This is a genomic window from Jiangella sp. DSM 45060 (assembly GCF_900105175.1).
Taxonomy (GTDB): Bacteria; Actinomycetota; Actinomycetes; order Jiangellales; family Jiangellaceae; genus Jiangella.
This window is the reverse complement of the sequence record NZ_LT629771.1, coordinates 1,408,755-1,430,650: the sequence shown is the minus strand read 5'-3', so window position 1 is coordinate 1,430,650 and position 21,896 is coordinate 1,408,755. Positions and strand designations below refer to the sequence as shown.

Sequence of the window (21,896 nt, the reverse complement as noted above, 5' to 3'; positions counted from 1 at the left end):
CACGAACGGGTACGGCGGCTCAGCCGGCCGTGGTGACGACGGCGTCGCGGGACGACCAGGTCAGCAGGACCTCCTCTCCCGGCTCGGCCTCGAACTGGCCGTCCATCGAGCGACGCACGACCACCTCGGAGCCGTCGGGACGCTCGACGATGAGCTTCTGCGAGTCGCCGGCGTAGATGACGGCGCCCAGCCGGCCACGCAGCCAGCACGGGGCGTCCGGCTCGCCGCCACCCACCGCCCGCGAGACGCCGACCGACCACGGCCGCACCACGACGACCACCTCGTCGCCGGCGTCGGGCTCGGACCGGACCGCCGTCGCGGCGTCGACCTCGACGTGGCCGTCCTCGGCCGGCAGCGTCAGCCGCCCGTCCACGGTGCGGGTCAGCACGCCGCGCAGCAGGTTGGACTCGCCGAGGAAGCCGGCGGCGACGTCGGAGACCGGGCGGGTGTAGATCTCCTCCGGCGAGGCGTACTGGACCAGCTTGCCGTCGGCCAGCAGGGCGATCCGGTCGCTCATCGTGAACGCCTCCTCCTGGTCGTGCGTGACGTTGACGACCGTCAGCCCGAGCTCCCGGCTGAGCTTGAGGATTTCCACCTGCAGGACCTCGCGCAGCCGGCGGTCCAGCGCGCCCAGCGGCTCGTCCATCAGCAGCAGGCTGGGCCGCGAGACGATCGCCCGGGCCAGCGCCACCCGCTGCCGCTGCCCGCCGGACAACTGGGCCGGCATCCGGTCCTCGTAGCCGGGCAGGTGCACCGACTCCAGCGCCTGCGTCACCAGCGCACGCCGCTCCGGCTTACGCATGCCGCGCATGGCCAGCGGGAACGCGATGTTCCGCGCGACCGACAGGTGCGGGAAGAGCGCGTAGCTCTGGAACACCATGCCGATGTTGCGGCGGTGCACCGGCACCGCGGTGACGTCGCGGCCGTCGATCAGCACGCGGCCGGCGGACGGCTCCAGGAACCCGGCGATCACGCGCAGCAGCGTGGTCTTGCCGGAGCCGGAGGCTCCGAGCAGCGTGACGAACTGGCCGGGCTCGATGGTCAGCGAGACGTCGTCGACGGCGCGGACCGAGCCGTAGTGCTTGGCGATGCCCTCCAGGGACAGGCCGGCACCGGGCGCGTCGTTCGATGGGGACTTGTCAGTGAACACGGCGACTCCGGGATCGACGAGAGCTGATGGCGGCCGTGAGGGCGAAGACGACCAGCGAGACGACGGTGAGGATGGTGGCGACGGCCGACGTGGACGGCTCCAGGCCGGAGCGCACCTGCCCCCAGATCACGACCGGCAGGGTGCGCAGCGTGGGCGTGTTGAGGAAGATCGCCACGACCACCTCGTCCCACGACGTGATGAAGGCGAACAGGCCGCCGATCAGCGCCGCCGGCAGGATCTGCGGGACGGTGACGCGCAGCAGCGTCCGCACCGGTCCGGCGCCGCAGGCCCGCGCCGCCTCCTCGACGTGCGGGTCCAGCGAGCGCAGCGCCGCCAGCACGTTGACGAGGACGAACGGGACGCCCAGCACCGCGTGTGCCAGGGCCAGCGACAGGATGCCGCCGTACAGCCCGATGCGCACGTACACGAAGTAGACGCCGATGGCGACGACGACCAGCGGCACCACCATCGGCGCCATGCCGACGGCGACGACAAGGCTGCTCGGCAGCAGCCCGCTGCGCGCCGCGGCCAGCGCCAGCGACGTCCCCACCACGACGGCGATGGCCGCGGCGAGCACGCCGACGATCAGGCTGGTGCGGATCGCCCCGGTCCAGGCCGGGTCGGTCAGCACCTCCTCGAACCATCGCCACGACATCCCCTGCGGCGGGAACGTGATGATGCTGCCCTCGGTGAACGCCGTCGCGGTCACGACCACCGTCGGGATGATCAGGATCGCGGCGAACACCAGGCCGAACACCCGCACGAACAGGCCGGCCCTCATGACGTCCCCTCCTTGCCGGTCACGCCGAGGATGCGCCCGAGGCCGACCACCTTCGACGCGATGGCCAGGAACGCCAGCACGAGCGCGAGCAGCACGACGGCCATCGCCGACCCGGCGCCGGGGTCGAGGTACTGCTGCACCTGCAGCACGATCGACTGGCTGACGAGGATGTCGGCCGGCCCGCCGAGCAGCGCCGGCGTCAGGTAGAACCCGAGCGAGAGCACGAACACCAGCACCGCGCCGGCCGCCACCCCGGGCAGCGAGAGCGGCAGCGTCACGTGCCAGAACGCCCGCGCCGGACGCGCCCCCATGACCTGCGCCGCCTGCTCCAGCTCGGCGTCGACGCCGCGCAGCGACGCGTAGATCGCCAGGATCGCGAACGGCACCAGCACGTGCACCATGCCGACCAGCACGGCGAACAGGTTCCGGATCAGCGGCAGCGGCTGGTCGATGATCCCGAGATCGAGCAGCAGGTCGTTGACGACGCCGGTGTTGCTGAGCAGGACGCCCCAGGCGAACGTACGCACCAGCAGGCTGGTCCAGAACGACAGCAGCAGCGCGCCCATCAGCCACGTCCGCAGCACCGGCCCGCTGCGCGCCATCGCGTACGCGTACGGGTAGCCCAGCAGCACGCTGAGCCCCGTCACCAGCAGCGCCACGTACACCGTGCGCAGCAGCGAGCGACGGAACAGCTCGTCGGTGAAGAGGAACTGGAAGTTCTCCGGCGACGGGTCGGTGAGGCTGCGCACGACGATCGTCACCATCGGGACGCCGAAGGCCAGCAGCACGAACAGCAGCCCGGGCAGGCCGGCCAGCGTCCAGAAGTCGGGCCGGCGCAGGCGCCGGCCCGTCTCTGGCGAGGTCACTGGGCCTTCCACTCCGCCCAGCGCTGGTTGACGGCCTCGAGGTTCTCGACCCACCACGCGTCGTCGATGCGGATCGGGGCGTCGGCGCCGGACAGCTCGTTCGACGTCGGCAGCGTGTCCGCGACCTCCGGGTCCGGCGACGCCTGCGGGTTCGGCGAGCCGTAGGCGATGAAGTTGCCCAGCTGGGCGCTGGTGTCCTTGTCGACCATGTAGGCGATCAGCCGCATGGCGTTCTCCTCGGCCGGAGCGCCCTTCGGCACGACCATGTAGTCGGCGTACTGGACCTGGTTCGACCACACGAGGCCGACCGGCAGCCCCTCCTCCTCGGCCAGCGCGATGCGGCCGTTGTAGCAGTTGGCCATGACGGCCTCGCCGGTCGCGAGCAGGTTCGTGCACTCGGCGAAGTCGTTGTAGAAGATCAGGTGGTCCTTGATCGTCTCCAGCTTGGCCAGTGCCCGCTCGACGTCCAGCGGGTACAGCTCGTCGATGGGCACGCCGTCCTGGATGAGCGCGAGGTCGAGCAGGCCCTGCAGGCCGCCGGAGGCGTCCTTGGCGTAGATGGCCCGCTTGCCGGGGAACGCCTCGACGTCGAAGAAGTCGGCCCACGACGTCGGCGCCTCGTCGAACGCCTCGGTGTTGTAGCCGAGCACGACGCTGAACACCAGTGCCGGGATGCCGTACTTCTCCGCCCCGAACAGGCCGTTCAGCTCGTCGCAGGGCACCACCGTGCAGTCGATCTCGGTGAGGATGCCGTTGGGGTCGTCGACCACGCCGATGTCTGAGCCGGACTGGACGACGTCCCAGATGACATTGCCGCTCTCGACCATCTGCTGGAACTTCGCGTAGTCGTTGGGGCTGTCCTGGACCACCTGGATGCCGGTCTCCTCGGAGAACGGCTCGAGCCAGCCCTTGGTCGCGGCCTCCTGGGCGTTGCCGCCCCAGGCGACGAACGTGACCGAGCCGCCGTCACCGCCGCCCGTCTGCGCGGTGTCGCCACCGCCTCCGCAGGCGGCCAGCAGCAGCGCGGCGGCGCCGGCGATGCTCGCGACGGCCAGGTTTCTGCTCTTCATGCCAATCGACCTCATTCTCTGGTTGTCAGGACCGGGCCAGGATCAACGTCGGCCCCGGATGGTCGAGCGCGGCGGCGAGGGCGTCGGCGAGCGTCGCCACGTCCGTCACGGCCGCGTAGGCCGCGCCCATGGCGGCGGCCAGTGCCGGATAGTCCGGCGGTGGCAGGTCGACACCGAGCCGCGGGATCCCCGTGGCGTCCATCTCCTCGGCGATCTCGGCGTAGCCGCCGTTGTCGGCGACGACGACCGGCAGCGGGCGTCCGAGGTCGGCGGCGGTCCGCAGCTCCTGGACGCTGAACATCAGGGCGCCGTCACCGAGGACGGCGACGACCGGCACGCCGGGGCCGGCCAGGGTCGCGCCGACGGCGGCCGGTACGGCGTAGCCGAGGGTGGCGAACCCGGACGGCGCCAGGACGCGGTCCGGCGCCGGCGCGGGCCACAGGTGGATGGTCCCCTTGTAGGTCACCTGTGAGCTGTCGCCGGTGAGCACGGCGCCGGCCGGCAGCACCTTCACCAGCGCGTCGTGGATCCAGCGGTGCGGCGCCAGCACGTCGTCCAGCTCCGCGGCGACGGCGTCCGCGGCCTGGCGCGCGCGGGTGGCGCCGCTGTCGTCGCCGGCCGGCTGGACGAGCGCGGCCAGCCGGTCCAGCACCCGCCCGGCGTCGCCCAGCAGCGGCAGGTTGGCGGGCAGGTTCTTGTGCAGCTGGGCCGGGCTGACGTCCACCCGGATGACGGTGCCGGTGCAGGCCAGCGGCTCGCCGCCGGCCTCGGCGTCGCTCAGCTCGGTGCCGACGACGAGGACGGCGTCCGCGGCCCGCACGAGCGCCCGTCCGGCCGTGGTGCCCAGCGACGGCCCGACGGCGAGCTCGTGGCCGGCCGGCAGGACGCCCTTGCCGCGCTGGGTCTCGACGACCGGCGCGCCCAGCCGCTCGGCCAGCGCGCGGACCGACGCCGTGGCGCGGATCGCCCCGCCACCGGCGACGACGACCGGTGTCGCGGCGGCGTCGAGCACGCCGGCCGCCCGGACCAGCGCGTCGTCCGGCGCGATCGGCGCGGCCGGCGCCGGCCGCACGCCGATGGGGCCGACCGGGCCGGCCTCGGCGAGCACGTCGACCGGGATCTCCAGCACGACCGGGCGGGTCCGGGTGGCGGCCCAGCCGGCGAAGACGTCGCCGACCGCGTCGGCCACCGCCTGCGGGCTCTCGCAGCGCACGGCACGGTCGACGATCGCGTCCAGCGCGGCACGCTGGTCCTTCACCTCGTGCATCCAGCCGCGGTCCAGCCGCTCGGTACCGCGCGGCGGCCCCGGCGTGATGGCCAGCACGGGCACGGAGTCGCCGTAGGCGCTGGCCAGCGCTGCCGCCGCGTTGAGGATGCCCGGCCCGCTGGTCGTGACGATCACCCCGGGCCGACCGGCGACCCGCGCGTACCCGTCGGCCGCGTAACCGGCGCCTTGCTCGTGCCGGCAGACGACGTGCCGGATGCCGGCCGCCGTCAGGTGCCGGTAGATCTCCAGGTTGTGGCTGCCGGGGATCCCGAAGACCACCTCGACGCCGTGGGCGGCCAGCGCCGTCACCGCCGCCTGGCCGCCTGTCATCCAGTCCATTCGCACACCGCTCCCCCTCGCGCTCCGGGGCCCGAGGTGCCCGGCATGCTCGTCAATCTAGGCAGCAGGTCACGACGCCGGCCATGTCCCCGTGACCAACCTCGGCCCGGGGGATCCTGGCCCGGCTGACAACGCCGGTGGTGAGGGGGAGGGTCTCACCAGCACGAACACACCGCGGTCAGCGGCTGGCGACTCCGGCCGGGACGGGTCCGGTGGAGGCGCGCAGCGACAGCGTGCCGTCGAGGCGGACCTCGCGGGCGTCGTCGCCGCGCATGGCGGCGCGGAGCAGGCCGATGGCCGTCGACCCGAGCTCGCCGACCGGCGCGGTGACCGTGGTGAGGCTGGGGGTCACCGTCTGGGCCAGGAGGACGTCGTCGCAGCCGACCAGGCTGTGGTCGTCGGGGACGGAGCGGCCGGCCTCGGCCAGGCCGGCGAGCACGCCGCAGGCCATGAGGTCGTCGAACGCGAACGCCGCCGTGGCGTCGCTGCCGAGCAGCGCCGGCGCCGCCTCGCGGCCGCCCTCGTAGGACGCGGCGAAATCGCCGAGCTCGACCAGCTCGACCCCGGCCGCGAGCGCCCAGCCGCGGATGGCCTCGGCCCGCTGCCGCGCCGCCCAGGACGCCTCGGGGCCGCGCAGCAGCGCGAACCGCCGGTGCCCGAGCTGGTGCAGGTGCTGCCCGGCGGCCGTCAGCGCCGCCGAGTTGTCGCAGACGACGCTCGGGCGGCCGGGGACGACGCGGTTGACGATGACGGCGGGGAGGTCGCCGAGGGTGGCCTCGAGGTCGGCGTCGGGCGAGCGCGGCGACGCGACGATCAGGCCGTCGACCTGGGCCTTGACCTGCTCGACGAGCTCGGTCTCCTCGTGCGCCACCTCGTCGGCGTCGAGCAGCAGGACGGACCAGTCCTGGACCGACGCGGCCTGCTGGATGGCGCGGACGAGCGGCGGGAAGAACGGGTTGGTGATGTCGGGGACGAGCAGGCCCACCATGCCCGCGCGGCCGGTGGCAAGTCCGCGCGCGGCCTTGTTCGGCTGGTAGCCCAGGCGCCTCGCGACGGCGTGGATGCGCTCGCGGACGTCGTCGTTCACGATGTCGGGGCGGGTGAAGGCCCGGGACACGGTGGACGCCGAGACGCCGCATTCCTGGGCGATCGAGTAGATCGTCACCCGTTTCGATCGTTCGCCTGTCACTGGTCTCCTTCCCACGCGCTACTGTAGCCGCGAAAATCCACTGCAAGCGATTGCTACCTGAGGAAAGCGATGCGATCCAAGGCGCGGACCGAACTGGAGAAGGTCATCCTGCCGTTCTGGCTGGAGCACGGGATCGACCCCGGGCACGGCGGTTTCCACACGTGTTTCGACAACCGCGGCCGCACGCTGGCGTCGACCGACAAGTACACGTGGTCGCAGGGCCGCTTCGTCTGGCTGCTCGCCCGTGCGGCCGGGCTGGCCGACCGTGGCCGGCTCGACGTCGACGCCGCCGCCCTCGTCCGGCACGCCGAGGCCGGCGCGGCGTTCCTCGCCCGCCACGCCATCCGCGACGACGCGGCGTGCCACTTCGTCACGGCCACCGACGGCACGCCGGCGACCGGGCCGAACGGCGAGACGCGCAGTGTGTACGCCGACTGCTTCGTGGTCATGGGGCTGGCCGAGCTGGCCGCCGTCACCGCGGAGCCGGGCTGGCTGGAGCTCGCCGAGCCGATCCTGGCGCGGGCCGCGCACGACATCGGCGACGGCACCGCCCCGACGCCGCCGTACGACGTCCCGCCCGGTTTCGTCGCGTTCGGCCCGCGGATGATCCTGCTCAACACGCTGCTCGTGCACGCGGAGGCGCGGCAGCGGCTCGGCGCCCTGCCGGAGCCGGACCGGGACCGGCTGAGCGCCGCGCTGGACGTCATGCTCACCCACCGGCTGCCCGACGGCACCTTCGTGGAGATGCGGCCCGACGACCCGGACCTCGACGAGACGCTGGTGGCCCGGCACCGGGTACCCGGCCACGCGCTGGAGGGCCTCTGGGTCGCGCTGCACACGGCCGAGCTGATCGGCCGCCCCGACGTCGTACCGGACCTGCTGGCCAGCGTGGCGCCGCTGTGCGCGTCGGCCTGGGACGAGACCCACGGCGGCCTGTTCCGCTACGTCGACCGCGCCGCCCCCGCCGCGCCCCGCGGCCGCGACTCGGGCACGCCGTACGAGCGGCTGCTCGCCCGCACCTGGGACACCAAGCTCTGGTGGGTGCACACCGAGGCCGCCTACACCACGGCGCTCGCCGCGCACCGCTACGACGACGGCGGCGCGCGCGAGTGGTTCGACCGCATCTGGGGCTACACGCTGCACACCTTCCCCGGCGGCGCCGACGGCGCGGAGTGGATCCAGATCCGCGACCGCGCCGGCCGGCCGCTCGACGAGGTCGTGGCGCTGCCGGTGAAGGACCCGTTCCACATCGCCCGCAATCTGCTGCAGCTCGTCGAACTGGAGGCCCAGCCGTGACGGAGATCGACACCGACGTCGAGGTGCTCGACGCCCGGGTGGCGTTCACGCAGACCGACCTCGCCCACCCGTTCGTCATCAGCGGGCGGACCATCGCCTGGTTCACGGTGGCCGTCGTCGAGGTGGACGTCCGCAACCGCGCGGGCGCGACGGCCACGGGCCGCGGCGCGTCGATCCTCTCCGTCCCCTGGGCCTGGCCGCGCTCGGCCCTCACGGTCGAGCAGCGCGACGCGGTCCTGCGCGACCTGACCCGGCGGCTGGCCGACGGGGCGTGCGGCCTGCCGCCGGCCGACCCGATCCGCCGCTGGCTCGACGCCCACGAGGCCGTCGGCGACGCCGCCGCTGCCGCCGCCGCGGCCGCCGGGCTCGGTGAGCCGGTGCCGCCGCTGGCCGCGTTGCTGTCGCTCGGCGCCGTCGACAACGCGCTGCACGACGCCTGGGCCCGGGCCGCCGGGCTGCCCGCCCACACGATGTACACCGGGCGGCACCTGCGCGACGACCTCGGCGTCCGGCTCGGCCCGGCCCTGGACGGCCGCTGGCCGGGCGACTTCCTCGCCGCCCGGCGGACGCGGCTGGAGGTCCAGCACCTGGCCGGCGCGACCGATCCGCTCGAACCGGACGACGCCGCGGACGGGCGGCGATCCCTGCGCGAGTGGCTGACGGCCGACGGCGTGCGGCACGTGAAGATCAAGGTCCACGCGCGCGACGCCGCCAAGGACGCCCGGCGGGTGGCCGACGTGCACCGGCTGGGCCGGGACCTCGGCCTCGACCTCGCGCTGGCGATCGACCCGAACGAGGGCTACCAGCGGCCCGACGACGTCGGGGACCTACTCGACCACCTCGACCGGATCGATCCGGCGGCCGGCCGGGCCGTCGCCTACGTCGAGCAGCCGGTGCCGCGCGACACGACGCCCGACCCGGCCGCGCTGGCCCGCATCGGCCGCCGCCTCCCCGTCGTCATGGACGAAGGGCTGACCGACCCGCACACCGTGCCGGCTCTGCGCGACGCCGGCTGGGGCGGAATCGTCGTCAAGGCGGGCAAGGGGCACAGCGCGGCGCTGCTCGCGCACGCCGCCGCCAAGGCGGCCGGCCTCTACGTGACGGTCCAGGACCTCACCGCGGTCGACCTGGCGCTGGTGCACTCGGCCCGGCTGGTCAGCCTGTTCGACCTGCCGTCACCACACCTCGAGTACAACAGCCGCCAGTACGCACCGGCGGCCAACGCGCGGCTCGGCGGCGACCGGCCGGACCTCACGACCGTGCGCGACGGCGCCGTGACGATCTCCGCTCCGGCCGAGCCCGGCCTCTACTGACCCCTTCCGGAAGGTGCCCGACGTGACCCGCATCGCCCTGCTCCCGCCCGACGAGCGGCCGAACACCCGCGGCTACGCGGCGACGATCGGCCGCTGCGCCGGCGTCGACGTCCTGACCCCGCCGAAGGAGTTGATGCCGTCGTTCCGGACGCCCGCCGACACCGCCGGCCTCGCCGGCTGGCTGCGCGGCGTCGCGCCGGACGTCGACCACGTGCTGGTCTCGCTCGAGCTGCTCGTGCACGGCGGGCTGATCCCGTCGCGCAACACCGAGGACCGGATGGCCGACGTCGTCCCGCGACTCTCCGTGCTGCGCGAGCTCGGCACGCCGGTGACCGCCTACGGCGTCGTGACGCGGCTGCCCACCTACGACAACCGCGCCCGCTCCCGGCAGGAACCGGAGTACTGGGCCACCCACGGGGCCCGGCTCGGGACGCTCTCCCGGCTGTGGGACGAGGCGTCCCTCGGCGAGACGGACGAGGCGACCGTCGCCGCCGCCCGCGCGAGCGTCCCCGACGAGTACGTGCGCGACCTCGTGCGGCGGCGCGCCCGCAACCACGCGGTCAACCTCGCCGCGCTGGAGCTGGCGGCGGACGGCGTCCTCGACACGCTGGTGATCTCCTCGGACGACACCGCGCCGCGCGGCCTGCCGGCGGCCGAGCGCCGCCTGCTCGGGCACTGGGCGGACCGCCTCGGCGCCGACGTGCTGATGTACCCGGGCGCCGACGAAGTGCCCAGCGTCCTGGTGGCACGCGTCGCGGCGAGCGCCGCCGGGGTGCGGCCGCGCATCACGGTCGTCTGCCCGGACGAGGCCGGGCTCGAGCGCATCGCGCCGTACGAGGATCGGCCGCTGCGGATCGGCCTGGCGAACCAGATCCGGGCCGTCGGCGGCGTCCAGGTGGCCGATCCGGCTGACGCGGACCTGGTGCTCGCCGTCCACCCGCCGGCGGTCGAGCCCGGCGACTGGGTGTCCTCGCCGCCGGACCTCACCGCCGCGGCGCCGGTGGACCCGCTCGTCGACGCCGTCGAACGGCTGCTCGACGACGGCCGCGTGGTGGCGCTGGCCGACGTGCACTACGCCAACGGCGGCGACCCGCGGCTGGTCGAGGCGCTGGACGCGCGGCGCGTGCTGGGGCGCCTGGCCGCCTACGGCGGCTGGAACACCGCCGGCAACTCGATCGGCACCACCCTCTCCGCCGGCGTCGCGGCCGTCCTGGCCGGCACCGAGGCCGCGGCCGCCGAACGTCGCCGGTTCCTCGCCCGCAAGATCATCGAGGACGCCCACTACCTGCCGGTCGTGCGGCGCCGCATCCAGGACGAGGCCGCCGCCCGCGGGCTGCTCGACCCGCCGCTCGACGAGTTGCCCGCGGTCCACGACCGGATCACCCGGGACCTTCGCGCCTGGGCCGCCGGTGTCGACGCACTCGCCGGCTGGCGCATCGACGACGCGCGACTGCCCTGGTCGTACACGTTCACCGTCGACTTCGAGCTGACGCGGGCGGCGCCCACGACCTCTTGACGGCTCGCGGCCGGACCGCTAGCTTGCCTTGCAACCGCTTGCATGCATCCGGTTGCACAACTCGTCGGCCGCTCTGGCCGCTCCCTTTGCATGCGCGGCGCTCGGTTCCATTCCGGCAAGGAAAGGGAGCTAGTCGCGATGACTTCCCGGCACGCGAACGGACACCACGGCCCGCGGCGGCGCGGTCGCCTCACGGCCCGCGCCGCCGCGCTTCTCGGCGCCACCGCCCTGCTGGCCTCGGGGGCGGTTCCGGCATCGGGCGCGCCGGTCGCCACGGCGGCGGATCCGGTCCTGGCCAACCCGTCGTTCGAGGAGCCTGTCACCGACGGCGTCATCCCGGGCTGGCAGCTGGTGGGCTCGGCGCGGCCGGACACCTCGTACGCCGTCACCGAGGACGCGGCGCACGAGGGCACCCACAGCCTGTCGATCACCGACGACTCCGGCGTCTACGGCGTCGCCATCGAGAGCGATCCCTTCGACGTCGAGGTGCGGCGGGCCTACACGGCTGCGGCGATGACCCGCGTGGACCGCGACCAGCTCGCCGTCTACCTGCGCTTCTACGACGCCGAGGGCACCCGCCTCACGAACGTCGCCACCCCGCAGGGCGAGACCGGCGGCGCGTGGACGACGACGTCGATCACCGCCACCGCCCCCGAGGGCGCGGTCACCGGCACCGTCCTGCTCTACTCGGCCACCACCCCGCGCGGCGCCGGCTACTTCGACACCGTCACAGTCACCGCCGGTGCCCTCGAGCCGCCCCGGCTGACCGACCCCACGCCGGCGGACGTCGTCGCGCAGAACCCGGCGATCTCGCACCTGGGGACGCCGGTCACCAGCAAGATCACCACGAACGCGGTGTTCGGCGAGGAGGACGGCACGGCCGTCACGTACGGCGTCTACCGTGGCCACCCCGACACCGATCACCCGGCGACGTTCGTGGTGGCGAACGCCGACACCGGCGAGGTCATCCGCGCCCTCCCGGCCGCCGGCGCCGAGGGGACGTTCGAGACGCGGGCCTCGACCGACGGCACCGTCTACTTCGCCACCACCCCCGACTTCCACCTGTGGTCCTACGACCCCGGCACCAAGGAGCTCCGGGACATCGGGCCGCTCAACCCGGAGAATCCCAGGGACGGCCACGCCTTCACCATGACCGCCGGGCCCGACGGCACCATGTTCATCGGCACGTACCCCAAGGGCTACCTGTACCGGTACGACCCGGCCGACGACTCCATCGCCAACCTCGGCGCGGTCGACCCGACCCAGGCCTACATCAAGGGCCTGGCCTACGACTTCGAGCGCGACACGCTCTACGTCGGCACCGGCGGCACCCGGGCCCAGATCTTCAAGGTGGCGCCCGACGGCACCACGACGGAGCTGCTCAGCGACGCGGCCACGCCCGGCGCCATGGACGAGTCGTTCGTCAGCACGTTCACCTTCGTCGACGACCGCCTCTTCGCCCGGGTCTCCAACCAGCTGCTGGTCATCCGGGCCGACGACACGGTGGAGTACTGGAAGGGCCAGGGCAACGAGGCGCACGGGTACCACGTCGCGGCCCGCCCGGACGCCCCCGGGACGTACGTCTTCACGTTCGGCCGGACGTTCTGGGAGTACGACTCGGCCACCGCGACCACCCGCGACCTGGGCATCGAGACGAACGGATACCTCAACGACAGCCGGTGGGTGCAGCTGGACGATCCCGAGTGGCCCGGCTACAGCCTGCTCGCCGCCACCCAGGACGGCACCGTGCTGATGAACCCGGCGACCGGCCGGTCCGAGCCGCGCACCATCGACTTCGCCAACCCCGTCACGGTGCAGAAGATCCTCACCGGGCCGGACTCGATGTACGCCTCCGGCTACATGGTCGGGCTCGCGCCGTTCGACTCGGTGACCGGCGAGGCCGGCGAGACGCTGCAGTCGGGCCAGTACGAGTCGTCGGCGGTCCGGGGCGACACCATGCTCCTCGGCGCGTACGGCAACGGCCGGGTGCTGGAGTACGACCCGGCCGCCGACGCCGCGCCGCGACTGCTGTTCGACCTCAAGGCCGAGGACCAGGACCGGCCGTTCGGCATGGACTACGACGAGGAGAACGACCGGCTGTTCGTCGGCACCGTCGCCTACTACGGCTCCAACCAGGGCGCGCTCACCCAGTACGACTTCGCCACGGGCGAGAAGAGCGTCTACACGACCGAGATCGTCACCGACCAGTCGGTGATCTCGGTGCTCTACCACGACGGGCTCGTGTACGCCGGCACGACCGTCGACGGCAGCCTCGGCGCGCCGCCGTCCGGCCAGACCGACGGCCACTTCGTCGTCTTCGACCCCGAGACCGGCCAGAAGGTGCACGACATCGTCCCGGTCGCCGGCGACGAGGGCGTGACCGGTTTGATGGCGGGCCCGGACGGGCTGATCTGGGGCGTGTCGGAGGACACGGTCTTCACGTACGACCCCGCGACCGAGGAGATCGTCTTCTCCGAGAAGCTGCTGCGCCACCGCTACGGCACCAGCACCGTCTGGGCCTACGCCTACCTGGTGACCGGCGCCGACGGCAACGTCTACGGCACGAACCGGTTCTCGGCGTTCCGGATCGACCCGGCGACGATGGAGTACACGCTGCTGGTCAACGGCGTCGGCAACTACGCCAACGTCGACGCGAACGGCGACCTCCTCTTCTCCCACGGCGTTGACGTGTACAAGTACGACGTCCCCGACGCGCTCCGGTGCGACCAGGAGATCACCGGCGCCCACACCGGGCCGGTGGCCGTCACCGCGGGCACGCTGTGCGTCACCGACGCCACCGTCAGCGGCCCCATCACCGCCAGCGGCGCCGACGCGGTCGTCATCACCGACTCCCGGATCACCGGGCCGATCCACGTCACCGGCACCACCGGCACGCTCACCCTGACCGGCAACCAGCTCACCGGGCCGGTCGCCCTCACCGGCAACACCACCGAGGCGCCACCCGTCGTCGGCGGCAACACCATCACGGGCGCCCTCGCCTGCACCGGCAACGACCCCGCGCCGGTCGACGGCGGCGACCCCAACACCGTCACCGGACCCCGCGCCGGCCAGTGCGCCGGCCTCTGACCACGCGCCTCCCGACCCGACGACAAGCGAGGTAGCCCATGCACCGAATCCTGTCCCTGGTCACCGCCGCGGGGCTCGCGCTGACCGGCGCGGCACTCGCCGGGCCGCCGTCCGCCGCCGCGACGCCTCCGCCCCTGCCGTCCAGCCCGACCCCTGAGGACGTGCTGGCCCAGGACCCGGCGATCAGCTACCTGGGCACGCCCGTGACCAGCAAGATCACCACCAACTCGGTGCTCGGCGAGGAGGACGGCAGGGCCGTCACCTACGGCGCCTACCGCGGCCACGCCGACACCGACAACCCGTGCACGCTCGTCGTCGCGGACGCCAACACCGGCGAGGTCATCCGCGCGCTGCCGCTGCCCGGCGCCGAGGGGAACTTCGAGATCCGCACGTCCACCGACGGCAAGGTCTACATCGGCACCAACCACGACTACAAGCTGTGGGAGTACGACCCCGCCACCCGGCAGGTGACCGATCTCGGCTTCATCAACGCCGACAAGCCCGGCGACGGCTACCCCATCACGATGACCGCCGGCCCCGGCGGCACCATGTTCATCGGCACGTACCCGAAGGGCTACCTGTTCGAGTACGACCCCGCCGACGGGTCGTTCACGAACCTGGGCGCGGTGGACCCGACTCAGGCGTACGTGCGGGCGCTGGCCTACGACTTCGGCCGCGACACCCTCTACGTCGGCGTCGGCGGCACCCGGGCGCAGGTCTACAAGATCACGGCCGACGGGACGAAGACCGCCCTCATCACCGAGGAGAACGCGCCCGGCCTGATGGACGAGACGTTCATCAACACGTTCACCTTCACCGGTGACCGGCTGTTCGCCCGCACCGTGTCCAGCCAACTGCTGGTCATGCGGCCGGACGACACGGTGGAGTACTGGAAGGGCGGCGCCAAGGAGGCGTTCGGCTATCACGTCTCCGCCCGCCCGGACGCGCCCGGGAAGTTCATCTTCGGCTACGGCACCAACTTCTGGGAGTACGACTCCGCCACCGCGACCACGCGCGACCTCGGCATCAAGACGAACACCTACCTCAACGACAGCCGCTGGATCGAGCTCGACGACCCCGAGTGGCCGGGCTACAGCATGCTCGCCGCCACCCAGGGCGGCAGCGTCCTGATGAACCCGACGACCGGCCGCTCGGAGCTGCACACGGTCGACTTCGCCAACCCGGTGACCGTGCAGAAGATCCTGACCGGGCCGGACTCGATGTACGCCTCCGGCTACATGATCGGGCTCACGCCGTTCGACTCGGTCACCGGCGAGATCGGGGCGACGCTGCAGTCCGGCCAGTACGAGTCGTCAGCCGTCCGCGACGGGACGATGCTGCTCGGCGCGTACGGCAACGGGAAACTGCTGGAGTACGACCCGGCCTCGGGCGCGGCGCCGAAGCTGCTGTTCGACCTCAAGGCCGAGGACCAGGACCGGCCGTTCGCCATGGACTACGACGAGCAGAACGACCGCGTCTTCATGGGCACCGTCCCCTACTACGGCACCCATCAGGGCGCCGTCGCGATGTACGACTTCGCGACCAAGGAGAAGACCGTCTTCACCACGCAGATCGTGTCGGAGCAGTCGGTGATCTCGGTGCTCTACCACGACGGCCTGCTCTACGTCGGCACCACGCTCGACGGCGGGCTGGGCGCTCCCCCGTCGACCCAGACCGAGGCGCACTTCGTCGTCTTCGACCCCGACACCGGCCAGAAGGTGCACGACTTCGTACCGGTCGCCGGCGACGAGGGCGTCACCGGCCTCACCGTCGGCCCCGACGGCCTGATCTGGGGCGTCTCCGAGGACACGGTCTTCAAGTACGACCCCGCGCAGGAGCAGATCGTCTACTCCGAGAAGCTGCTGGGCCACCGCTACGGCAGCGGCACCGTCTGGGCCTGGGCCTACCTCGTGACCGGCGCCGACGGCAACGTCTACGGCACCAACCGCGGCTCGCTGTTCCGCATCGACGCCGACACCATGGAGTACACCCGCCTGGTCAACGGCGCCGGCAACTACGCCAACGTCGACGCCAACGGCGACATCCTGTTCTCCACCGGCGTCCACCTGTTCAAGTACGACGTCCCCGAACCGATCGTGTGTGACCAGGAGATCACCGGCACCCACGCCGGACCGCTCGTCGTCACCGACGGCACGCTCTGCGTCACCGGCGCCACCGTCAGCGGCCCCATCACGGCCACCGGCGCCGACGCGGTCGTCATCACCGACTCCCGGATCACCGGGGCGATCCACCTCACCGGCACCACGGGCACGCTCACCCTCACCGGCAACCGGCTCACCGGGCCGGTCGCCCTCACCGGCAACACCACCACGGCGCCACCGGTCGTCGGCGGCAACACCGTCGTCGGGCCGCTCGCCTGCACCGGCAACGACCCCGCACCCGTCGACGGCGGCGACCCCAACGACGTCACCGGACCCCGCACCGGCCAGTGCGCCGGCCTCTGAACCCGAGCCCACCCGACCCATGACCTGCGAGGTAGCGATGTACCGTCTCCTGAACCGCGCCCGGACGCGACTCTTCGCTCTCGCGGCGACCGGCGCGCTCGTCCTGACGGGCGCCGCCACCGCCGAGCCGCTGAACGGCGCGGCCACCGAGCCGGTCGCCGGTGCCACGGCCACTCCTCCTCGCCTGCCACCGAACCCGGCCCCGGACGAGGTCGTCGCGCAGAACCCGCGGCTGTCCCATCTCGGCGCACCGGTCACGACGAAGATCATCACCAACATGGTGATGGGCGAGGAGGACGGCCGGCAGGTGGTCTACGGGGTGTACCGGGGTGCGGGCGAGACCGACAGCCCGGCGGCGTTCGTCGTCTCCGACGCCCTGACCGGCGAGCTCGTTCGCTCCCTTCACCTGCCAGGTGCTTCGCACGCGACCGAGGTGCGAGCCGCGACGGACGGCAAGGTCTATTTCGGCACGACCTACGACTACAACTTCTGGGTCTACGACCCGGTGACGAAGGACGTCACCAACCTCGGCCCACTCAACGAGGAGACCCCGACGGACGGCTACGTCTGGTCGCTGGCCGCCGCCGAGGACGGCAAGATGTACGTCGGCACCTACCCCAAGGGTCACCTCTACCTGTACGACCCGGCGGACGGCACAGTCACGAACCTCGGTCAGGTCGACCCCAGCCAGTCGTACATCCGCGCCATGGCGTACGACCTCGAACGGCAGAACCTGTACGTGGGTGTCGGCGGCAGCCGGGCGCAGATCTACAAGGTCTCGTCCGACGGCACGACGACCGCTCTGATCACCGACGAGAACGCGCCCGGGCTGCAGGACGAGTCGTTCGTGTTCTCGTTCACCTTCACCGGGGACCGGCTGTTCGCCCGCGGCGGGTCCAGCCAGCTGCTCGTGATCGGCGCCGACGACCAGGTCGAGTACTGGACGGACTCGGGCAAGGAGATGTTCGGCTACCACGTGTCCGAACGCCCGGACGCGCCCGGCAGGTACGTCTTCACCTACGGCTCGACCTTCTGGGAGTACGACGCCGCCACCGGGACCAAGCGGGACCTCGGCATCCCGAACAACGGTTACCTGAACGATGCCTATTGGACCGATCTCGGCGACCCGGACTGGCCGGGGCCGACGATGGTGGCTGCCACCAGCGAGGGCGTCGCGCGCATCAACCTCACCACGGGTGAATCGGTCGCGCACGAGATCGAGTTCAGCAATCCGGTGGCGATCCAGAAGATCCTCACCGGGCCGGACTCGATGTACGCCTCCGGCTACATGGAGGGGCTCACCCCGTTCGACTCCGTCACCGGCGACGCCGGAGCGACGCTCAAGAGCGGTCAGTACGAGTCGTCGGCCGTCCGGGACGGGAAGATGCTGCTCGGCGCGTACGGCAACGGCAGGGTGCTGGAGTACGACCCGGCCGCCGGCACGGCGCCGCGCCAGCTGTTCGACCTCAAGGCCGAGGACCAGGACCGGCCCTTCGCCATGGACTACGACGAGGAGAACGACCGGCTGTTCGTCGGCACCGTGCCCTACTACGGCAACAACCAAGGCGCACTCGCCGTCTACGACTTCGCCACGCGGAAGAAGAGCGTCTACACCGCGGAGGTGGTCGCCGACCAGTCGGTCATCTCCGTCCTGCACCACGACGGGCTGCTGTACGTCGGCACGACGCTCGACGGCGGCCTGGGCGCTCCCCCGTCCGGCCAGACCGAGGCGCACTTCGTCGTGTTCGACCCCGACACCGGCCAGAAGGTGCACGACTTCGTGCCCGTCGCCGGTGACGAGGGCGTCACCGGACTGATGGTGGGCCCGGACGGGCTCATCTGGGGCGTGTCGGAGGACACCGTCTTCAAGTACGACCCCGCGCAGCAGAAGATCGTGTTCTCCAAGAAACTGCTGGTCAACCGGTACGGCACCAGCACCGTCTGGGCCTGGGCCTACCTCGTGACCGGCGCCGACGGCAACGTCTACGGCACCAACCGCGGCTCGCTGTTCCGCATCGACGCCGAGACGATGGAGTACACCCGGCTGGTCAACGGCGTCGGCAACTACGCCAACGTCGACGCCAACGGCGACATCCTGTTCTCCAGCGGCATCAACATCTTCAGGTACGACGTGCCCGGCCCCGTCGTCTGCGACCAGGAGATCACCGGCACCCAAACCGGCCCGCTGGCCGTCACCGAGGGCACCACGTGCGTCACCGACGCCACGGTGGTGGGACCGGTCACCGTCGGCGCGGCCGCCGGCCTCGTCCTGACCGGCTCCGAGGTGACCGGACCCGTCCGGGCGCATACGGCGGCCACCGTCACCATCACCGGCAGCACCATCAGCGGCCCGACCCACGTCACCGGCACCACCGGCACGCTCACCGTCACCGGCAACGACATCACCGGCCCGGTCGAGCTCACCGGCAACACCACCACCGCGCCACCCGTCGTCGGCGGCAACACCATCACCGGCCCGCTCGCCTGCTCCGGCAACGACCCGGCACCCGTCAGCGACGGCGACGCCAACACCGTCACCGGACCCCGAACCGGCCAGTGCGCCGACCTCTGAACCCGAGCCCACCCGACCCATGACCTGCGAGGTAGCGATGTACGAAACCTCTGTGTCCAGGCCGCCGACGCGGCTGCTCGCCCTGGCGGTCGCCGTCATGCTGGTGCTCGCGGGTGCGGCGCTCGCCCTCCCCCGGGCGAGCGCCGCAGACCCGGGCGCCGCGGCGACGGCCGCGCCGCCCGCGTTGCCACCGAACCCGGAACCTGAGGACGTCCTCGCCCAGGACCCGCGGCTGTCCTACACCGGCACCCCGGTGACCAGCCGCCACGTCCAGAACACCCTCATCGGGCTCGAGGACGGCGCACCCAGGTTCTACGCGATCTTCCGGGGCGCGGGTGACTCCGAGGCTCCGGCCACGTTCGTCGTCGCCGACGCCACGACCGGCGAGATCGTCCGGACCTTCGGCCTGCCGGGGGCGGACTTCTCCATGGAGCTGCGCGCATCGACGGACGGCCGGATCTACTTCGTCACGACGACCGACAACAACCTGTGGGTGTACGACCCGGCGACCACCCAGCTGCGCAAGATCGGGCTGGTGAATCCGGAGTCGCCGCGCGACGGGAACGTGTGGAGTCTCGCCGCCGCGGAGGACGGGCGCATGTACCTGGGGTCGTACCCGAACGGCTATCTCTACCGCTACGACCCCGCCGACGACTCGATCACCAACCTGGGCGCGGTCGATCCCAGCCAGCCGTACATCAAGGCGCTGGCCTACGACCTGGAGCGGGGCAACCTGTACGTCGGCGTCGGCGGCAACCGCGCCCAGCTCTACAAGGTCGCGCCCGACGGCACGAAGACGGCCCTGCTGAGCGACGAGACCACGCCCGGCGCCATGGACGAGTCGTTCATCAGCACGTTCACGTTCGTCGATGGCCGGCTGTTCGCCCGCGGCGGGTCCAGCCAGCTGCTCGTCATCAACGCCGACGACGAGGTGGAGTACTGGACCGGGACCGGCCGGGAAGCCTTCGGCTACCACGTCGCCGCCGTTCCCGGCGCACCCGCCAGGTACGTGTTCTCCTCGGCGAGCGGGACGTTCGCCGAATACGACGCCGCCACGCGAAGCGTCCGGGATCTCGGTGTGCGCAATCACGGAGTGCTGAACGACTCGTGGTGGACGCAGCTCGACGACCCGGCCTGGCCGGGCTGGACCATGGTCGCGGCGACCAACAACGGCACGACGCTGTACAACCCGCAGACCGCCACCTCGGCCGCGCACCCCGTCGAGTACCGGAACCCGGTGCTCGTCCAGAAGATCCTCACCGGGCCGGACTCGTTGTACGCCTCCGGCTACCCGACAGGCCTCACGCCGTTCTCGGCGGACGGCGAGATCGGTGACACGCTGCAGTCCGGCCAGTACGAGTCCTCCGCGGTTCGCGACGGGAAGATGCTGCTCGGCGCGTACGGGAACGGGAAGCTGCTGGAGTACGACCCGGCCTCGGGCGCGGCGCCGAAGCTGCTGTTCGATCTCAAGGCCGAGAACCAGGACCGGCCGTTCGGCATGGCCTACGACGAACAGAACGACCGGGTGTTCGTCGGCACGGTGGCCTACTACGGACACCATCAGGGCGCGCTCACCCAGTACGACTTCGGCACCGGGACGAAGACCGTCCACACCACCGAGGTGGTCACCGACCAGTCGGTCATCTCGGTGCTCTACCACGACGGGCTGGTCTATGCCGGCACGACGATCGACGGCGGCCTCGGCGCGCCCCCGTCGACCCAGACCGAGGCGCACTTCGTCGTCTTCGACCCCGACACCGGCCAGAAGGTGCACGACTTCGTGCCCGTCGCCGGCGACGAGGGCGTCACCGGCCTCATGCTCGGCCCGGACGGGCTCATCTGGGGCGTGTCGGAAGACACCGTCTTCAAGTACGACCCCGCACAGGAGCAGATCGTCTACTCCGAGAAGCTGCTGGGCCACCGCTACGGCAGCAGCACCGTCTGGGCCTACGCCTACCTGCGGACCGGCGCCGACGGCAACGTCTACGGCACCAACCGCAACTCGCTGTTCCGCATCGACCCCGAGACCATGGAGTACACCCTTCTCGTGAACGGCGTCGGCAACTACGCCAACGTCGACGCCGACGGCGACATCGTCTTCTCCAGCGGCATCCACGTGTACGAGTACGACGTCCCGGATCCGGTGGTGTGCGACACGACCATCGCCGACGGCCACGACGGGCCACTCACCGTCACCGAGGGCACCACCTGCGTCACCGGCGCCACGGTGGCGGGACCGGTCTCCGTCGGCGCCGGCGCCGGCCTCGTCGTGACCGATGCCGAGGTGACCGGCTCCGTCCGTGCCGATGCCGCGGCCCTCGTCACGATCACGGACAGCTCGATCGGCGGGCTCGTCAGCATCACCGGCACCACTTCGGTCGTCACCCTCAGCGGCAACGACATCACCGGACCGGTGCGGCTCGTCGACAACACCGCCGCCGAGCCCCCGGTCGTCGCCGGCAACACCATCACCGGCGCTCTCGTATGCGTCGGCAACGAGCCCCCTCCCACCGACGACGGCACCCCCAACACCGTCACCGGGCTCGCCACCCGCCAGTGCGCGAATCTCTGAGCACAACCGTGAGCCGGTCCAGCCGCTGAGCAGGTCCGCCCCTCGGCCGGATCCTCGAGAAACGACCCGCACGCGCACTGCTACCCGCTCGTCACCGACGCAGTCCGGCAGGTGACGAGCGGGTAGCTGCGTCCTCGGCTGGTATCGGACGTCGCAGCTGCGCCCGGCCATGAGCGCCGAGCTCACCGGCGGCACGCTCGAAGAGGGCCACCGAGGAACTGCGGCCGCCGTACCAGCCAGGCGAACCGCGAGCCGAGCCGAGCGACGTTGTCGGTGCCCACCAGTAGTGTGGGCACCCTCCCTGAAGGGGCGGGTCATACCTACCCCCACGGCGCGGTGCGGGCAAGGGAGCCGAAACGGCAGCGGCCGGGGCCGACGCCCCCTGCCACGTGGTGCCCGGACGCCGGCTGGGA

The 21,896-nt window shown here is 72.1% G+C and carries 13 protein-coding genes; 7 read left to right on the top strand and 6 right to left on the bottom strand.

The window, feature by feature from the left end; genetic code table 11:
• Positions 1-19 precede the first annotated feature (19 nt).
• The 6 genes from BLU82_RS06315 to BLU82_RS06290 form a co-directional block, all read right to left on the bottom strand.
• The gene (locus BLU82_RS06315; RefSeq protein ID WP_197682768.1) at positions 20-1,150 is read right to left on the bottom strand and encodes an ABC transporter ATP-binding protein; all 1,131 of its coding nucleotides are present in this window, start codon (positions 1,148-1,150) and stop codon (positions 20-22) included.
• Complete coding sequence (locus BLU82_RS06310) at positions 1,140-1,931, bottom strand: ABC transporter permease (RefSeq protein WP_092617243.1); 792 nt, start codon at positions 1,929-1,931, stop codon at positions 1,140-1,142. The genes BLU82_RS06315 and BLU82_RS06310 overlap by 11 nt, the downstream gene beginning before the upstream one ends.
• Positions 1,928-2,797, bottom strand: coding sequence for an ABC transporter permease (locus BLU82_RS06305; RefSeq protein WP_092617240.1), 870 nt, complete (start codon positions 2,795-2,797; stop codon positions 1,928-1,930). Before BLU82_RS06305 ends, BLU82_RS06310 begins: the two co-directional genes overlap by 4 nt.
• Positions 2,794-3,867 (bottom strand): ABC transporter substrate-binding protein, encoded by a 1,074-nt coding sequence (locus BLU82_RS06300; RefSeq protein ID WP_157740652.1) that lies wholly within the window; start codon positions 3,865-3,867, stop codon positions 2,794-2,796. Before BLU82_RS06300 ends, BLU82_RS06305 begins: the two co-directional genes overlap by 4 nt.
• Before the next feature lie 25 nt (positions 3,868-3,892).
• Positions 3,893-5,473, bottom strand: coding sequence for a thiamine pyrophosphate-binding protein (locus BLU82_RS06295; protein ID WP_092617234.1), 1,581 nt, complete (start codon positions 5,471-5,473; stop codon positions 3,893-3,895).
• Between the two features lie 178 nt (positions 5,474-5,651).
• Positions 5,652-6,638, bottom strand: a complete 987-nt coding sequence (locus BLU82_RS06290) for a LacI family DNA-binding transcriptional regulator (RefSeq protein WP_172885547.1) — start codon at positions 6,636-6,638, stop codon at positions 5,652-5,654.
• A 93-nt stretch (positions 6,639-6,731) separates the two neighbouring features.
• Here BLU82_RS06290 and BLU82_RS06285 point away from each other — a divergent pair, with 93 nt between their 5' ends.
• From BLU82_RS06285 to BLU82_RS06255, 7 genes are all read left to right on the top strand, one after another.
• Positions 6,732-7,958, top strand: a complete 1,227-nt coding sequence (locus BLU82_RS06285; RefSeq protein WP_092617228.1) for an AGE family epimerase/isomerase — start codon at positions 6,732-6,734, stop codon at positions 7,956-7,958.
• Positions 7,955-9,271 carry an enolase C-terminal domain-like protein gene (locus tag BLU82_RS06280; protein WP_092617225.1) on the top strand — a complete coding sequence of 439 codons (1,317 nt, stop codon included), beginning with the start codon at positions 7,955-7,957 and terminating at the stop codon, positions 9,269-9,271. The genes BLU82_RS06285 and BLU82_RS06280 overlap by 4 nt, the downstream gene beginning before the upstream one ends.
• 22 nt (positions 9,272-9,293) lie before the next feature.
• Positions 9,294-10,787, top strand: a complete 1,494-nt coding sequence (locus BLU82_RS06275; protein ID WP_157740650.1) for a DUF4127 family protein — start codon at positions 9,294-9,296, stop codon at positions 10,785-10,787.
• Positions 10,788-10,925: 138 nt separating this feature from the next.
• A complete protein-coding gene (locus BLU82_RS06270) occupies positions 10,926-13,874 on the top strand; it encodes a hypothetical protein (RefSeq protein WP_092617218.1) in 2,949 nt (982 codons plus the stop codon).
• 38 nt (positions 13,875-13,912) lie between these two features.
• On the top strand, positions 13,913-16,339 hold the full coding sequence (locus BLU82_RS06265; RefSeq protein WP_092617215.1) for a hypothetical protein: 2,427 nt from the start codon (positions 13,913-13,915) through the stop codon (positions 16,337-16,339).
• Between the two features lie 37 nt (positions 16,340-16,376).
• A complete protein-coding gene (locus tag BLU82_RS06260) occupies positions 16,377-18,911 on the top strand; it encodes a PQQ-binding-like beta-propeller repeat protein (RefSeq protein ID WP_092617211.1) in 2,535 nt (844 codons plus the stop codon).
• 52 nt (positions 18,912-18,963) lie between these two features.
• The gene (locus tag BLU82_RS06255) at positions 18,964-21,483 is read left to right on the top strand and encodes a PQQ-binding-like beta-propeller repeat protein (RefSeq protein ID WP_092617208.1); all 2,520 of its coding nucleotides are present in this window, start codon (positions 18,964-18,966) and stop codon (positions 21,481-21,483) included.
• The last annotated feature ends 413 nt before the right edge of the window (positions 21,484-21,896 follow it).

Coding starts and splice junctions, on each gene's coding strand:
- BLU82_RS06310 (WP_092617243.1), bottom strand. CDS start 1,931: ATGAGGGCCGGCCTGTTCGTGCGGGTGTTCGGCCTGGTGTTCGCCGCG.
- BLU82_RS06300 (WP_157740652.1), bottom strand. CDS start 3,867: ATGAAGAGCAGAAACCTGGCCGTCGCGAGCATCGCCGGCGCCGCCGCG.
- BLU82_RS06295 (WP_092617234.1), bottom strand. CDS start 5,473: ATGGACTGGATGACAGGCGGCCAGGCGGCGGTGACGGCGCTGGCCGCC.
- BLU82_RS06285 (WP_092617228.1), top strand. CDS start 6,732: ATGCGATCCAAGGCGCGGACCGAACTGGAGAAGGTCATCCTGCCGTTC.
- BLU82_RS06270 (WP_092617218.1), top strand. CDS start 10,926: ATGACTTCCCGGCACGCGAACGGACACCACGGCCCGCGGCGGCGCGGT.
- BLU82_RS06265 (WP_092617215.1), top strand. CDS start 13,913: ATGCACCGAATCCTGTCCCTGGTCACCGCCGCGGGGCTCGCGCTGACC.
- BLU82_RS06260 (WP_092617211.1), top strand. CDS start 16,377: ATGTACCGTCTCCTGAACCGCGCCCGGACGCGACTCTTCGCTCTCGCG.